Origin of the sequence: Ligilactobacillus saerimneri (assembly GCF_036689625.1) — a bacterium.
GTDB lineage: Bacteria > Bacillota > Bacilli > Lactobacillales > Lactobacillaceae > Ligilactobacillus > Ligilactobacillus saerimneri.
In genome coordinates this window covers 639,545-655,444 of sequence record NZ_CP144759.1, presented here as the reverse complement: position 1 = coordinate 655,444, position 15,900 = coordinate 639,545, and the positions used below count along the sequence as shown (strand labels likewise).

At 40.4% G+C, this 15,900-nt stretch carries 15 protein-coding genes, 1 tRNA gene and 1 other annotated feature; of the genes, 1 reads left to right on the top strand and 15 read right to left on the bottom strand.

Annotated features, from left to right (window positions below; translation table 11 throughout):
- Nucleotide 1 precedes the first annotated feature (1 nt).
- The 8 genes from folD to rplU form a co-directional block, all read right to left on the bottom strand.
- A complete protein-coding gene (folD, locus tag V3C97_RS03175) occupies nucleotides 2-844 on the bottom strand; it encodes a bifunctional methylenetetrahydrofolate dehydrogenase/methenyltetrahydrofolate cyclohydrolase FolD (RefSeq protein WP_338434429.1) in 843 nt (280 codons plus the stop codon).
- A gap of 145 nt (nucleotides 845-989) precedes the next feature.
- Entirely contained in the window at nucleotides 990-1,394 is a 405-nt protein-coding gene (gene nusB / locus V3C97_RS03170) for a transcription antitermination factor NusB (RefSeq protein WP_180849600.1), read from the bottom strand.
- Nucleotides 1,391-1,822 carry an Asp23/Gls24 family envelope stress response protein gene (locus tag V3C97_RS03165; protein ID WP_009554640.1) on the bottom strand — a complete coding sequence of 144 codons (432 nt, stop codon included), beginning with the start codon at nucleotides 1,820-1,822 and terminating at the stop codon, nucleotides 1,391-1,393. The genes nusB and V3C97_RS03165 overlap by 4 nt, the downstream gene beginning before the upstream one ends.
- A 30-nt stretch (nucleotides 1,823-1,852) precedes the next feature.
- A complete protein-coding gene (gene efp / locus V3C97_RS03160; protein WP_009554642.1) occupies nucleotides 1,853-2,410 on the bottom strand; it encodes an elongation factor P in 558 nt (185 codons plus the stop codon).
- Between the two features lie 131 nt (nucleotides 2,411-2,541).
- Complete coding sequence (locus tag V3C97_RS03155) at nucleotides 2,542-3,612, bottom strand: Xaa-Pro peptidase family protein (protein WP_338434428.1); 1,071 nt, start codon at nucleotides 3,610-3,612, stop codon at nucleotides 2,542-2,544.
- Nucleotides 3,613-3,687: 75 nt separating this feature from the next.
- Entirely contained in the window at nucleotides 3,688-3,972 is a 285-nt protein-coding gene (rpmA, locus tag V3C97_RS03150; protein ID WP_009554645.1) for a 50S ribosomal protein L27, read from the bottom strand.
- Nucleotides 3,973-3,991: 19 nt separating this feature from the next.
- The gene (locus V3C97_RS03145; RefSeq protein WP_338434539.1) at nucleotides 3,992-4,327 is read right to left on the bottom strand and encodes a ribosomal-processing cysteine protease Prp; all 336 of its coding nucleotides are present in this window, start codon (nucleotides 4,325-4,327) and stop codon (nucleotides 3,992-3,994) included.
- A 21-nt stretch (nucleotides 4,328-4,348) separates the two neighbouring features.
- Nucleotides 4,349-4,657, bottom strand: coding sequence for a 50S ribosomal protein L21 (gene rplU / locus V3C97_RS03140; protein WP_009554647.1), 309 nt, complete (start codon nucleotides 4,655-4,657; stop codon nucleotides 4,349-4,351).
- A 16-nt stretch (nucleotides 4,658-4,673) separates the two neighbouring features.
- Nucleotides 4,674-4,758: a sequence feature (ribosomal protein L21 leader region), on the bottom strand.
- Between the two features lie 145 nt (nucleotides 4,759-4,903).
- Between rplU and V3C97_RS03135 the strand changes: the two genes are divergently transcribed.
- A tRNA-Arg gene (locus V3C97_RS03135) sits at nucleotides 4,904-4,977 on the top strand.
- Between the two features lie 45 nt (nucleotides 4,978-5,022).
- Here V3C97_RS03135 and V3C97_RS03130 read toward each other — a convergent pair.
- From V3C97_RS03130 to V3C97_RS03100, 7 genes are all read right to left on the bottom strand, one after another.
- The gene (locus V3C97_RS03130) at nucleotides 5,023-5,592 is read right to left on the bottom strand and encodes a CPBP family intramembrane glutamic endopeptidase (RefSeq protein ID WP_338434427.1); all 570 of its coding nucleotides are present in this window, start codon (nucleotides 5,590-5,592) and stop codon (nucleotides 5,023-5,025) included.
- A 208-nt stretch (nucleotides 5,593-5,800) separates the two neighbouring features.
- Entirely contained in the window at nucleotides 5,801-6,544 is a 744-nt protein-coding gene (gene pnuC, locus V3C97_RS03125) for a nicotinamide riboside transporter PnuC (protein WP_009554649.1), read from the bottom strand.
- Between the two features lie 150 nt (nucleotides 6,545-6,694).
- Complete coding sequence (dnaJ, locus tag V3C97_RS03120; protein ID WP_027826103.1) at nucleotides 6,695-7,825, bottom strand: molecular chaperone DnaJ; 1,131 nt, start codon at nucleotides 7,823-7,825, stop codon at nucleotides 6,695-6,697.
- A gap of 113 nt (nucleotides 7,826-7,938) precedes the next feature.
- Nucleotides 7,939-9,777 carry a molecular chaperone DnaK gene (dnaK, locus tag V3C97_RS03115; protein ID WP_027826104.1) on the bottom strand — a complete coding sequence of 613 codons (1,839 nt, stop codon included), beginning with the start codon at nucleotides 9,775-9,777 and terminating at the stop codon, nucleotides 7,939-7,941.
- A 23-nt stretch (nucleotides 9,778-9,800) separates the two neighbouring features.
- The gene (gene grpE, locus V3C97_RS03110) at nucleotides 9,801-10,349 is read right to left on the bottom strand and encodes a nucleotide exchange factor GrpE (protein ID WP_338434426.1); all 549 of its coding nucleotides are present in this window, start codon (nucleotides 10,347-10,349) and stop codon (nucleotides 9,801-9,803) included.
- Between the two features lie 15 nt (nucleotides 10,350-10,364).
- Nucleotides 10,365-11,399 (bottom strand): heat-inducible transcriptional repressor HrcA, encoded by a 1,035-nt coding sequence (gene hrcA / locus V3C97_RS03105; protein ID WP_338434538.1) that lies wholly within the window; start codon nucleotides 11,397-11,399, stop codon nucleotides 10,365-10,367.
- Between the two features lie 180 nt (nucleotides 11,400-11,579).
- Nucleotides 11,580-15,899: a PolC-type DNA polymerase III gene (locus V3C97_RS03100; protein ID WP_338434425.1), complete on the bottom strand. Its 4,320-nt coding sequence runs from the start codon at nucleotides 15,897-15,899 to the stop codon at nucleotides 11,580-11,582.
- Nucleotide 15,900: the final 1 nt, after the last annotated feature.

The window sequence follows — 15,900 nt, the reverse complement described above, 5'->3', positions numbered from 1 at the left end:
TTTAACTTCTCTCTGCAAACTCTACGGTTTGTTGCATTAGCATCGCAATCGTCATTGGTCCAACACCACCAGGAACAGGAGTTAAATATGACGCATGGTCTAACATGTCATCGCGCTTAACATCTCCAACCAGCTTACCTTCTGCATTATGATTCATTCCGACATCAACCACTACAGCGCCAGGTTTAACGAAATCCTTGGTAACAAACTCACCCCGACCAATTGCTACGACCAGAATATCTGCTTGCCGCGTTATTGCCGCTAAATTCTGGGTCTTACTATGAGTGATTGTTACTGTTGCATCATGGTTGATCATCAGGGCTGCCATTGGTCGCCCAACGATATTAGAACGCCCAATAATCACGACATTTTTGCCGGCAACTTCAATATCATATGCTGCCAATAGTTCCATGATACCGCGTGGAGTACAAGGCAAGGCTTGCGGTGTTCCCATAAATAATTGCCCCACATTCATTGGGTGAAAACCATCAACATCTTTTAGGGGGGAGATAGCCTGTGTAACTACTTTTTCATCTATTTGTTGGGGAAGGGGCAACTGCACTAAGATTCCATGAACTTTTGGATCTTGGTTATATTGATCAATCAAAGCCAATAATTCATCTTGACTAGTTGTTACAGGAAGATGTAAATCTACAGCCTCAATTCCCACTTCAGTAGCCGCTCTTTTCTTATTTCTGACATACACAGCACTTGCTGAGTTATCTCCTACCATGATTACTACTAACCGTGGAATGATTCCCTTTGCACGTAATGCCGCAGTCCGTTCTTTTAATTTTGAACGCACCGTAGTCGCCAGTTTTTTCCCATCCAATAATACCGTCATGTTATCTCCTCCATTCGTTCTTACCTTTCTAATGTTAGCATAGGCGCTTAGTGAAAAAAACAACGTTTCTAAGTGAAACTTGGATATTAAAAAATCATCCTAGCCAGCCGCTTACGCTGCTAAACTAAGATGACTGTTTAATCAATTAAATTAAGTTTGCCAATACACCATTGATAAATCCACGCGACTTATCATCACTAAATTCCTTGGCCAATTGTAATGCTTCGTTAATTGAAACCTTGGCTGGAATGTCAGTTACATACTTAATTTCAAATACTGCAATTTGCAGAATCAGCAAGTCTGTCTTGTTCAGACGTTTTACTGTCCACCCTTTTTTCAGGTAATTACTAATAGCATCGTTAAGTTCATCTTCGTGCTTAATTACCCCTTCAACAAGAGTTACTAAGTATTCTGGCAGGGCTGAATCAGTTTGTTCTTCTGCATCCAACACCTGTAACATTACTTGCTTAGGATCAGCATCGGCATTGCTTCTTACCGCAAAAAGCGTCTGAAATGCCGCTTTTCTAATATCATGTCTAGTTAAAGTCACTGTTCGTCACCATTGTCCTCTGCAAAGATATTGTCAGGATCAACAACCTGTTCTTCTTTTTGGGAGATAACACCCTCGATATGCACGTTAACTGTTTGTAGCTTCAATCCAGTCATGAACAACACTTGTTGGACAACTTTATCTTGAATTGCAACCGCTACTTTAGGAACAGAAACCCCATAATCTAAGAAGGCATAGAGGTCAACGATGATTCCATCAGCACTATTTTCTAGATGAACACCCTTACTGTGTGACTTCCGTCCAAAAAACTCGGAAACATTATTAGCAAATGACCCCTGCATTGAATACACGCCTTCTACCTGGCTTGCAGCAATCCCAATGATAATTTCAATAACCTCTGGTGCAATTCTAATTTGCCCCAAGTTAGGCTCTTTGTTTGCTAACAGAATACTATTATCTTCTGCCATCGTTCCAACCTCCTATCGTGTTATCACACATTAAGCACGTGAGATGTATGTCCCATCGCTGGTATTGATCTTAAGCACGTCCCCTTCGTTGATGAAGAATGGCACTTGTGTTACCAAACCAGTTTCCATAGTTGCTGGCTTGGATCCACCAGAAGCTGTATTCCCCTTAATAGTTGGTTCAGTTTCAGTAACTGTTAATTCAACTACGTTTGGCAATTCAATCCCTAATGTTTCTGAACCAAACATGATTACAGAAACTTCCATGTTTTCCTTCAAGTACTTCAATTCATCTTGCATATTAGCTGCTGGAATAGCAATTTGTTCATAAGTATTAGTATCCATGAAGACATAGCTATCTCCATCATTATAGAGGTATTGCATGCTCTTGGTGTCAATTTGAGCTTGTTGTACTTTTTCACCAGCACGGAAAGTTTTTTCTTGAACAGCACCATTACGCAAGTTCTTCAATTTAGAACGCACAAATGCTGAACCTTTACCTGGCTTAACGTGTAAGAATTCAATTACCCGCCATAATTGACCATCTACTTCGATCGTTAAACCGTTTTTAAAATCATTTACAGAAATCATATACTTCTTCCTCCTAAAACAACGCTTAGCTTGATTTCACTACAAGCTACACCCATTGTACTTAAATATATTCTCACATGTAGAACCGCCCTCGTCAAGTTAAAGTCCAGGACAAACACTTTCCCAAACGGTTATACTTCCGTATATACCTTAGAAAAAGGGGTTAGATTTTCATGACCCGTAGGCGTAATCAAAATATCATCTTCAATCCGTACACCGCCGACACCTGGAACATAAATCCCTGGTTCAATTGTCACCACTTGTCCTGGCATCATCTGGTCTGAATAGGAGCGCCCAACGTTCGGCAACTCATGGATTGACAACCCAATTCCATGGCCCATCCCATGATTAAAATACTCTCCATATCCTTTTTGTGCTATGTATTCACGACCAATGGCATCCAATTCACGCCCAGTTATCCCTGGCTTGATTGCTGCGATTGTTCGCTGATTAGCTTCAAGAACCGTTTCATAAATATCCTTGACCTGAGCATTGACTTGCTTACCTAAACTAAACGTTCTAGTGACATCAGAAGTATAATCTTGATAGTAATATCCAAAATCAAGCGTTATTAAGTCACCATCATTTAACTTTTTATTGGTAAACGTCCCGTGAGGCCATGTAGTCCTTTCGCCACTCGCAACAATCGTTTCAAAAGACCACTGACTTGCACCGTTCATTTTCATGAAATAGTCTAATTCTGTTGCTACTTGTGCTTCGGTTTGCCCAGGATGAATTGTATCAAGGATATATTGATATCCTTTTCCTGCTAGGATACAGCTTTGCTTGAGGAGCGCTACTTCGTCATCATCCTTAAAGGAACGCAAACGTTCAATCACACCTGTAAATGGAACAATATCACAGACAGCATTCTCATCTAAAAAATCATAGCTAGCATAATCAATGTTGCTTTCAAAGGCCATAGCAACTAGGTGCTTTTGGGCAGCAATCTTTAAAGCTGAGCCTAAATAATCGCGTGTGTTACAAAAATTCCACTCTGGATTATCTGTTTTAACTTGTTGTTCAAATCGACTATCTGTAATAATATACTGCTGGTTCTCTGTCACTAGCAATATTCCATCGTCACCGGTAAAGCCACTAATATATTTAATGTTGGCCCTATCTGTTACCAAAAAAGCATCAACCTTTAATCGTTGCATTTCTCGGCGTAATGCAACAACGCGTTTTGCGTTATATAACATAGTTTTCCCTCCTCAATCAATATTTCAGTATGGAAAATAAAAAGCTATGCTCATATGAACATAGCTTACTAATTATTATTCAGCAACTGGGTAAACAGAAGCTTTGCGCTTAGAACGACCCATACGTTCGAAACGAACAACGCCAGCAACCTTTGCGTAAAGAGTGTTATCCTTACCCATACCAACGTTTTCACCTGGGTAGATCTTAGTACCGCGTTGACGGTATAAGATTGAACCACCAGTTACTTCTTGACCATCAGCAACTTTTGAACCCAAATACTTAGGATTGGAGTCACGACCGTTAGTGGAAGAACCGCCACCCTTGTGCTTTGAGAAGAATTGTAAATCCATTTTTAACATATCAATTCACCTCCGCATGTTAATTTTTTATCGTAATAAAATCTTTATATTGTTCTGCAGTGGTTTTAATGCCTAGTTTGAAAGACGCTAAAAGTAAAGCAATGCGTTCATCCTGAGCCTGAGCGGCAGTCAGTTTAAACTTAATATCGCCACCATCTTTCTGATTGGCATAATACTGCTGAAAATCATCGGGGTTGATCCCAGCCAACTCCTCAATGCTATTAATCGTATTGATTGTTAGCATTGAAACGGCTGCACACACAATATCTTGTCCATATGGACCCGAATCAGCGTGACCCCGCAATTGGAAGCCAGATAATTGCTTTTCATGGTAATAAAATTTAACCCGAATCATTGCAATCACCTTGCCTTTTCATTAAGCATTGATCTTGTTAACAACCAACTTAGTGTATGGTTGACGGTGACCTTGCTTAGTGTGTGAGTGCTTCTTTGGCTTGTACTTGTAAGTTACAACCTTCTTAGCACGACCTTGCTTTTCAACAGTAGCTTCGACACTAGCGCCTTCAACAACAGGAGTACCGATAACAGTCTTTTCACCGCCAACGAATACTACTTGGTCAAAAGTAACCTTGTCACCTGCGTTAGCATTAAGCTTTTCAACGTAGATAGTTTGGCCTTCTTCAACTTTAAGTTGCTTACCGCCAGTTTTAATAATTGCGTACATCATGTGCACCTCCTTATAATTGACTTAGACTCGCCGTAATTTAGTGGTCTCCTGATAACCAGAAGACACTTCAAACTTAAAACGTGCGGTTGCAGTTGTGGTATGCACAAATACAACGATAATATATTAGCAATTAAAACAATCCTTGTCAATGAATTTTATCGTGATAATAACAATTAATGTTGGCCTAATACCAGAAAATAATTGACATTGTTTACCCAAGCCAATATAATAATATCTGTTGTTGGTTCGGTAGCTCAGCTGGATAGAGCAACGGTCTTCTAAACCGTAGGTCGAGAGTTCGAATCTCTCCCGAATCACTTATTTTAATTTTGAGCCTTAGATGAAAGTTGCCCAGCTTTTATCTAAGGCTTTTTTGTGTTTGCCTGATCTATCAATCCATTCAAGGATTCTTTCTTTTTATACCTATATACAATAATTATTATGACGATTAAATAGGCACTAATATTGATTAAACTACAGTCAATACCGTATTCCCCACCCGTAAGTAACCGATTATTATTTTTTAGGGCCAACTGCATAAACCAATCTGGGCTTATGCGGCTACCTATGGGAACCAAGCTCCCCATCATATTGTACAAAGCATGAACAGTAAAGCTAGTCCAGATGGTTTTTTCTTTGATATATATAGTATTTAGAAGCATTCCCATTACTGTTCCAGCAATGACGAGTTGAATTGCACTTATCCAGTCCAAACTACCATTCATTAGGTGAACTGCTCCAAATATAAGCGCTGAGCCCCACAACCCTACTTTCAAGTTATAGTGCTTAGTGAGCTGTGTGAAAATCACCCCCCGAAAAACCACTTCTTCAATCAATGGTGCAATGATTATCGCGCCTAACAACGATGCCCCATTTTGAGCTAACAGATATCCATCTATTTTTGGAAAAACAAATCGCACTCCTAGTAACAAAAAACCTCCGTAAGATAATCCGAGTAGTAACCCTGCATAGCCAAAGTAATCTTTTCGGAATGCGGGAGGAAATTTAATTGTCTGAAATTCATCATGATACAGCCTTTTTTTCAAAAATTCAGGTAAGAAGTTTCATAACACAAAAAAGCTTTAAGCAAGGAAAGGTTATCCCTGCTTAAAGCTTCTCTATTATCTACTTAATAAATTACTATATTTCCTTCAAACCAGCTTTTTTCCGGCCCCGGTTGAACCATGGGGACACAGTGAAGGCTAAAATATCGTTGGCAACATAGATTAAAGAATTGATTGCCATCGCTAATGTAGCATCTCCTTGGGCAAATGTCACGCCCCATAGAATCAATTGAAAAATCCCCGAAGCTAACCACCAAAAATATTGGTTGCTGTAACGCAAGAAACACATGATACCAGCAGTCAAGGAAATTGCAAAGCTAATCGCATCAATCCATGGACGAGGATCATTGGTATAATGCCCAATCAAGAACCCTGAAACAACATATACGATTACTGTACCGATAATTGCAACCAACCATTCTTTTCCGCCGAACTTCCGTAAATTATTCTTAGTATCATCATTCCATGAATTAATCGCAATGATAACCGGTAAGTCTAAGGTGATAATGTAGGCAACTTGTTCAAAAATTGCAAGATAGTTTTTGGCTGCCCAGCTGGCATAGATGAAGCATGCTGCAGAAATCAATCCTAACCAGCCATTAATTGCCTTAGTAGCATTGATGGCTAGCACACAAGCTGTCCCTAACATTGTCCCAATAAATGTAACCACAGTTACTGTGGTAAATGGTTGGCTAACCAATAACGCCAACTGAAATCCAAAAGCAAAAAACCATAACATGTAGTTTTGGACTGGCCATCCCTTTAACTGATTCCAAAGCCACACAAAATAATTTTCTTGAATATTGCGCTCACTTTTCACAAGTAATCAACCTCTCTCTCTAAAATATGACCTACCTATAATACCACTATATATGGCATTGTCAATACACCGAATCACTATATATTGTTATATAATAAAAATGACGGTCTAATCTAAAGCTGTTAGATCAGTCCCGCCATTAAATATCGTTTACAGATTTTTTAGTCGGTCAAAAAAAGAACCCTTTTCATTTGCTGGCTTAAAACCAGAAGCTTCAGCAAAAGCCTTCAATGCTAACTTTTGCTTCTTGTTTAGTTTCTTTGGTGTCTCAATCGTTACAGTGACTTTTTCATCACCGTTCCCTTTACCACGCAAACGTGGAGCTCCTTTCCCACGTAATCTGAATACAGTTCCTGTCTGTGTCCCCGCAGGGATTTTCATATCGACATCACCATGGACGGTTTTAACTCGAATCTCGTCTCCCAGAGCAGCCTGCACGAAACTGATTGGCTGTTCATAGTAAATATCGGCTCCGTCCCGTTCGAAAATCTTACTTGGTTCAACTACAAAGATGATATAAAGATCACCATAAGGACCACCATTAATTCCTGCTTCACCTTGACCTTGTAACCGCATCTGGTTACCGTTCTCAATCCCAGCAGGAATAGTGACTTCAACTTCATGTTGTTCGGAAACATGTCCAACCCCATGACAAACTTCACATTTTTCTTTGATCTCTTTACCAGTACCATGACAAACATCACATTCCTGTTGTGTCATCACCCGTCCCAACGGTGTTTGCCGTTGTACTTGGATAAAGCCACGACCGCCACACTTAGAACATGTGACAGGTGAAGTGCCTGCCTTAGCACCTGAACCATGACAAGTTTTACATTCTGCTTGGCGGCTATACTTGATAGTTTCTTTTTTACCAAAGATAGCTTCTTCAAACTTTAAATTCAAAGTATATTGGAGATCACGTCCCTGTCGTGGTGCTGTTCGTGATTGCGTCCGGCCACCACCAAAGAATGAACTAAAGATGTCACCCATATCGCCAAAGCCACCAAAGCCGTCAAAACCGCCAGCATTGCCATACCCACCGGCACCACCGAAGCCTTGACCGCCAGTAGAACCGAACTGGTCATACTGAGCTTTCTTTTGTGGATCTTTGAGAATATCATAAGCATCATTAACCTGCTTAAACTTTTCTTCTGCCCCTGCCTCATGGTTAAGATCAGGGTGGTACTTTTTAGATAAGTGCCGATATGCTTTCTTAATATCTGCATCAGACGCATCTTTAGAAACGCCCAAAACTTTATATGGATCAATCTGTTCTGCCATAATTACCCTCCAACCTTACGGACAAAATACTATCAAAAGACTAGCATATTTAAAAATAAAAAGTCAAAGCCCACCGACTGGCCTTGACTTTCTATCAATAATTATTTAACTAATTACTTTTTGTCGTCTGGGTTAACTTCTTTGAAATCACCATCAACAGTATTGTCATCATTATTTGTTGTGTTATTACCATTAGCTTGTGCATCATTTTGTGCTTGTTGAGCTTGTTGGTATAACTTGACGGAGAGTTCTTGAATGACATTGTTCAATTCATCTTTCTTCGTCTTCATTGCTTCAAGATCGTTGGCTTCTTGAGCTTTCTTCAATGCATCCCGTGCATCTTCAGCCTTCTTTACTTCATCAGCTGAAACCTTGCCGTCCAATTCCTTGAGCGTCTTTTCAGTAGTGAAGAGTAATTGATCTACTTCATTGCGCAAATCAACTTCTTCCTTGCGCTTCTTGTCAGAAGCTTCGTTTTCCTTAGCTTCTTTTACCATCCGTTCGATTTCTTCATCTGAAAGACCTGAGGAACTCTTGATAGTAATCTTTTGTTCCTTGTTAGTGCCCATATCCTTAGCTGATACATTAACAATACCATTCTTATCAATATCAAATGTCACTTGAATTTGTGGCACACCACGTGGTGCAGGTGGAATATCCGTCAATTGGAACCGACCCAAAGTCTTGTTATCAGCAGCCATTGGCCGTTCACCCTGGAGAACGTGAATATCCACAGCAGGTTGGTTGTCAGCTGCAGTAGAGAATACTTGGCTCTTAGAAGTTGGGATTGTGGTATTCCGGTCAATCAACTTAGTGAAGACACCACCCATTGTTTCGATCCCTAATGACAATGGTGTAACATCCAACAAGACAACGTCTTTAACATCACCAGTAATCACACCACCTTGAATAGCAGCCCCTAAAGCTACGGCTTCATCAGGGTTAATTGAGTGGTTAGGTTCCTTACCCATTAAGTTCTTAACCATTTCTTGAACAGCAGGAATCCGAGTTGAACCACCATTCAAAATCACTTCATCAATATCAGAAGCAGATAAGCCCGCATCACTTAATGCGTTCATAACTGGTGCCTTAGTCCGTTCAACTAAGTCAGCAGTTAATTCATTGAACTTAGCCCGAGTTAAAGTAGTCTCTAAGTGCAATGGTCCATTAGCACCAGCAGTGATAAATGGTAGTGAGATTTGTGCTGATTGAATCCCAGAAAGATCCTTCTTTGCCTTTTCAGCTGCATCCTTCAACCGTTGCATTGCCATTTTATCTTGAGAAAGATCAATGCCATTATCACGCTTAAACTCAGCAACCAACCAATCAATAATTGCTTGGTCAAAGTCATTACCACCAAGGTGAGTATCCCCATTAGTAGACAATACTTGGAATACACCGTCCCCTAATTCAAGAATAGAAACGTCAAAAGTACCCCCGCCAAGGTCATAAACTAAAATCTTTTCATCTTTATCTTGCTTATCCAAGCCATAAGCCAAAGAAGCTGCAGTTGGTTCGTTAATGATCCGCTTAACATCTAAACCAGCAATCTTCCCAGCATCCTTAGTTGCTTGCCGTTGTGCGTCATTAAAGTAAGCTGGAACAGTAATAACAGCTTCAGTAACTTTTTCTCCCAAATATGATTCTGCATAATCCTTAATGTATTGTAAAATCATTGCAGAAATTTCTTGAGGAGTGTAATCTTTGCCAGCCACATTCACTTTGTAGCCTGCTTCACCCATGTGACTCTTAATGGATGAAACTGTATCGGGGTTAGTGATAGCTTGCCGCTTAGCCACTTCCCCTACTTGGTGTTCACCATTCTTGAAAGAAACAACGGAAGGAGTAGTCCGATTTCCTTCTGGATTAGTAATAATTTTTGGATCCTTACCTTCAAGGACAGCTACTGCAGAGTTAGTTGTCCCTAAGTCAATACCAATAATCTTTGACATATGCTTTCTACCTCTCTCGTAATTTATTGTGCCACAACAACCATTGCTGGTCTCAATACGCGGTCTCTCAGTAAGTAACCTTCTTGATACACTTCAATGACATGATCTTTTTGATCTTCATTTTCAGCCGGAACAGTTTTAACTGCCTGGTGAAATTGTGGATCAAAAGGTTGATTCAAGGCATCAATTTGAGTGATTTTATTATCTTTCAATGCCTTCTCTAAGTCTTTTGCTACCAACTCAATTCCATGCTTAAGTTGGCGCGAAGCATCGTCATCTGCTTCAGTTAAGAGTGCACGTTGCAAGTTATCGACCACAGGAAGAATATCCCGCGCTAGTGCTTGACCCTCGTATCTAAGCAACTGTTCTTGCTCTTTTTTGAAACGCCGGGTCATATTTTGAATCTCCGCAGCTGCACGCAGATACTTATTTTCTAGTTCTTCATTCTTTTGCTGCAATTCTGCTAACAGTTTTGCAGTATCATCTTGCTCTTTCTGTGCAGCAGTAGCAGTTTCTTTTTTCTCATCAACTGTTGTTTCCACTGATTTAGCTTGCTTATCTTTCTCAGTCAAACCAACACCCCTTTTCTAACTATCAAGATTACGATAATAATCGATCAAGCGTTGGGTCAATTCCTGTCTGAACACTCCTAACAAGCCAATCAGCTTCGAGTATGGCATATTAGTTGGCCCCAATAATGCAATGATCCCTTGCCCATGGTTTTCAATATTGTAATGAGCAGAAATCAAACTATAATTCCCTGGTTGGTTCTGTAGCTCGTCACCAAACTTGACAGTAATATCATTCGGTCCAACATCACCTAACAAAGCACTGATATCTTGCGAATGATCAACTAGTGAATATAATGCTTTGACTTGATCAACATTATCACTATCAATAAAGTTCAGTAAGTTCATCTTGCCACCAACATAAAATTGACTTTGGAGCGACTTATCCAAAGCCCGACCAAATACATCAAGAAAGCCTTCTGGTTGCCGTAGATACTTGGTCAGCAAAACGATACTCTCTTGTAAGCGGTCAGCAATCTGACTAAGTGGATAGCCAACTACCTGGTCATTAATAATTCTTATCACTGGTTCCAAAACCTCCCCAGTGATACCTTCAGGTAAGGAGAAAATCTGACTTTCCACCGAACCATCACTCGTGACCAAAATCACCATCACCTGTTGCTCACCAAAAGGAATCATCCGAAAACCTTCCAAACGGACTTCTTTTGAATCCGGCTTCAATGAGATAGCAGTATAATTAGTGATCTCTGATAAAACACGAGCTGAAGTAGCAACAATTTCGTCCACCTTTTGAAATTCACTTCCAAACGATGCTCTAATCCCTTGAATATCCTCTTTGTTAATCTTTTCTGGTTTAACCAGGTGGTCAACATAGAAACGATACCCCTTTAGAGATGGATAACGACCAGAACTAGAATGCTCTTTAATTAAGTATCCTAATTTTTCTAAAGTCGCCATCTCATTACGAATAGTCGCTGAACTTACATGAACTGGTAATTGATTCTGCAACGTCTTTGAGCCAATAGGCTGACCTGCACTTGTGTAATCTCGAATTATTGCTTCCAAAATTAACAACTGCCGTTTCGTTAACATCATCATCACCTCTTTTTAGCACTTAAATAGATCAAGTGCTAAATTACATTATCAAATATACCTTCATTTAGCAGTGTTGTCAAGCGAGTGCTAAGAAATATTCAAACATTCTTCCTAATTAATTTTTCAAAAAAAAACGGTCTGTGCCTAAAAAACACAAACCGTCTTATAAATTCTTAATTAGAACAAGCTTAACTGATTAGCGTCAGGTAAATCTGCTAGAACATTATTGGTATCCATAAAGTCAATCAAAGTTTGCGAAACTTTGCCCCGCTGTGCAAGATCTTCTTTAGATAAGAATGGTTTTTCTTCCCGCGCAGCAACAATTTGCTTAGCTACGTTTAAACCTAAGCCCGGAATAGCTGAGAATGGGGCAATCAAATTTTTACCGTCAATCAACCAATCAGCAGCATCCGACTTATCCAAATCAACCATCTTGAAACTAAAACCGCGTTCAAGCATTTCATTAGCTAGTTCCAACACTGTCAACAGATTTTTCTCTTTAGCAGATGCATCGTTCCCTTTATCATTAATTTCCTTCATTGCTTCTTTAACTGCTTCTTTCCCACGAGACATAGCCACAAGGTCAAAATCGTCAGCCCGAACTGAGAAGTAAGCTGCATAATACACAATTGGGAAATAAACTTTAAAATATGCAATCCGCAAGGCCATCATAATGTACGCTGTCGCATGGGCCTTAGGAAACATGTACTTAATTTTCAAGCAAGCATCAATATACCAATCAGGAACATTCTTCTTCATTTCTTCTTGCCACTCATCTGGAATCCCCCGTCCCTTCCGAACGTGTTCCATGATCTTAAAGGACAAATCATTTGGCATTCCATAGTGAATCAAATCCATCATGATATCATCACGACAACCGATAACATTTTCAATCGTCACTGTCCCGTTTTTAATCAGATCTTGAGCGTTACCTAACCACACATCTGTCCCGTGTGACAAACCAGAGATCTTTAATAAGGAAGCAAAAGTGTCTGGATGCGTTTGATCTAACATTTCACGCACAAATCGTGTTCCAAATTCTGGCACACCGAGTGTTCCTGTCTTTGACTGAATCTGTTCAGGTGTTACCCCCAGAACATCTGTCCCAGAAAAGAGCTTCATCACTCCCGGATCATCCATTGGAATAGTTTTAGGATCAATTCCCGAAAGATCTTGCAACATTCTGATCATCGTCGGATCATCGTGGCCTAAAATATCTAATTTCAGGATATTATCGTGAATAGAGTGGAAGTCAAAGTGCGTTGTCTTCCAAGCTGCTGTCTGATCATCGGCTGGGTATTGGATAGGAGTAAAATCATAAATATCCATATAATCAGGTACAACCAGAATTCCGGCTGGGTGTTGCCCCGTAGTCCGTTTGACCCCTGTTGTTCCTTTGGCCAAACGATCAATCTCCGCATTACGTAAATGCAATCCTTTATCACGCTCATATGCCTTAACATAGCCATATGCTGTTTTATCTGCAATAGTACCGATTGTTCCTGCCCGAAAAACATTGTTTTCTCCGAACAAAACTTTAGTATAATTATGGGCAATCGGCTGGTAATCCCCAGAGAAATTCAAATCGATATCAGGAACCTTATTCCCTTTGAATCCTAAGAAGGTTTCGAAAGGAATATCCTGCCCGTCCTTAATCAAGTGGGCACCACACTCGGGACAATCTTTATCTGGCAAGTCATATCCAGAACCATATTCTCCTTTGACATAGAAATGAGACCACTTACACTGTGGGCACCGGTAATGTGGTGGCAAAGGGTTAACTTCTGTAATCCCTGTCATTGTAGCCACTAGACTTGAACCGACAGATCCCCGTGAACCAACCAGGTATCCATCCTTATTGGATTTAAACACTAACATTTGCGAAATCAGATAAATCACTGAGAACCCATTCCCAATGATCGACTTCAATTCTTTTTGCAGCCGTTGATCTACGATCTCCGGCAAGGGATCACCGTACCATTCATGGGCTGTATTCATTGTCAGATTGCGAATATTGTCTTCCGCTCCCTCCATTTTAGGCGTGTACAATTTATCCTTAACTGGAGAGATCTCATCTACCATATCGGCTACCTTGTTAGGATTATCGATCACTATTTCTTGCGCCGTTTCCTGACCTAAGAAGGCAAAGTCTGCCAGCATTTCATCAGTTGTTCGGAAATGAGCGTCAGGCAATTGTCGTAGCCGATTTAAAGGATTGGCTCCTCCCTGTGAGTTAATCAATACTTCCCGATAAATACTGTCTTCTTTGTTCATGAAATGAACATCACCCGTAGCAACTACTGGTTTTCCTAGTTCGTGCCCCAGTTCTACCATATTAGCAATGATTTCCTCAAGGTTATGCTCATCTCTCACTAATTCTTGTTCAATTAATGGCTGATACAAGGCTTTAGGCTGAACTTCCAAATAGTCATAGAAAGCAGCTTTTTCCTTTGCATCCTGATAACCCTTTTGCATCATCGCAGTAAATACTTCGCCTTCAGCGCATGCACTCCCGACCAAAAGCCCTTCCCGGTATTTCTGCAACAAAGAACGGGGAATGCGTGGCACACGATAAAAATAATTAACCATTGACTCAGAAGCCAATTTAAAGAGGTTTTTCAAACCAGCTTGTGTTTGCGCCAAAATTATGGCATGGCTAGGATGTTCATGCTTATAGGCATCATTTTCACCAATATGTTCATTAAACTGATCATGATACTGAATTTCAAACCTAGTTTCAGCATCTTTAAGCATCGCATAGTAAATGTACCCGGTAGCTTCAGCATCATAAATCGCGCGGTGATGGTGTTCCAAAGTTACATTCAATTTCTTGGCTAAAGTATTTAATCTAAAGCCCCGCATTTCTGGATAAAGGAAACGGGCCAGTGGTAAAGTATCGATCCACGGTTCTGTAATAGGATCCATCCCATGCCGCTGATATCCGACGTTCATGAAATCCACGTCAAAAGTTGCATTATGTCCAACAATCACTGCGTCACGACAGAAGTCTTTAAACATCCGAAAGACTTCTTCTTCCGTTTTTGACCCTCTTACCATCTCATCGGTAATACTTGTCAAATTGATCGTCGTCTGTGATAGCGGATGGCCTGGATCAATAAATTCATCGAAACGGTCAATTACAGTTCCACCCTGCATCTTTACAGCAGCCAATTCAATCACTTTGTCATAGCGTGCAGATAAACCCGTCGTTTCTGTATCAAAGATTACATACGTTGTTTCTTTTAAGTTCCGATGCACCTCATTATATGCAATTGGAATCCCGTCATCTACTAGGTTGGCTTCAACCCCATACAGGATCTTAATATCTTTTCCATTAGCAGCATTATGTGCTTCAGGAAATGCCTGCAGAGTACCATGATCGGTAATTGCAATTGCTTTATGCCCCCATTTGAGTGCTTGTTTGACATAAGCCCCAATGCTAGTAGTGGCATCCATCATACTCATATTGGAGTGGAGGTGAAGCTCGACTCTCTTACCGGTCTGACTTGTATCCTGACGACTAGCATGTTCAACTTGTTGAATTCCTTTAGCGGTAATAGTCAAATCATGGCTATAATCATCTTCTTGCACACTTCCCCGAACTTTGACCCATTGTCCGGTTTCAATCGTAGCAAACAGTGCCTCGTCATCTTCACCCCGTGAAAACATTTTGACGATCATTGACGAGCTATAATCAGTGACTTTTATCAAGAGAAGTTGTCGCCCTGAACGAAACTTTCGAATTTCTTTGTCAAAGATGTATCCCTGAACAACTACCATCCGCTCTTCTTCCTGGATCGTAATCATTTGCCGAATCGGTTCCGTATCTTTTATCTGTGTCCCTAACTGGGTAGGTCCGGAAACACTATTTTGTGGCTTAGCTGCTTTTGGATGTTGCTGATTTTGTTTCTTAATAGCTTCCATCGCTCGGCGCGCCAACTCTTGGTCGTTTTTTGCTTTTTCTGAGCGTAACTGTTGGATCTTCTCTTGCGATTTAGTCTGGTCAACTAAGGTCTTAATAGAAAAGCGCGGAAAGCCCACTCGCTGATATGCTTCTTCAATTGGACCTAAAGCTTGATTCACAAGAAAATTCTTGATCACATCATTTTCAACAGTTATAAATACCCGCTTTTCTTCTAGGTATGGAGCTTGACTTCGACCAATTTCAGCCAGTAATGGGGAATTGAGTCCCGTATTGGCAATGACCCATGGCCAATAATCTCCTAAATCAGGTGTAGTTACCTGCGCACTACGAGCTTGAATGAACAAGCGCACCGGTGCAATATGTGCGAATGCCTTGCTAATACTTTGTTCAAAGCGTAAAAAAGTCGCGTATGGAAGAATATCATCAAGAGTGATATGAAAATCCCAACGTTGCGACTGCGTATGCACATCCACTTCATCAATCGTCGCATCCGCAAATACTCCCCGTTCATCCTGTGACCATGCAATCTGATCTAACAAATTATGAAACAGTGTCTTTTTATCTTCTGCCACA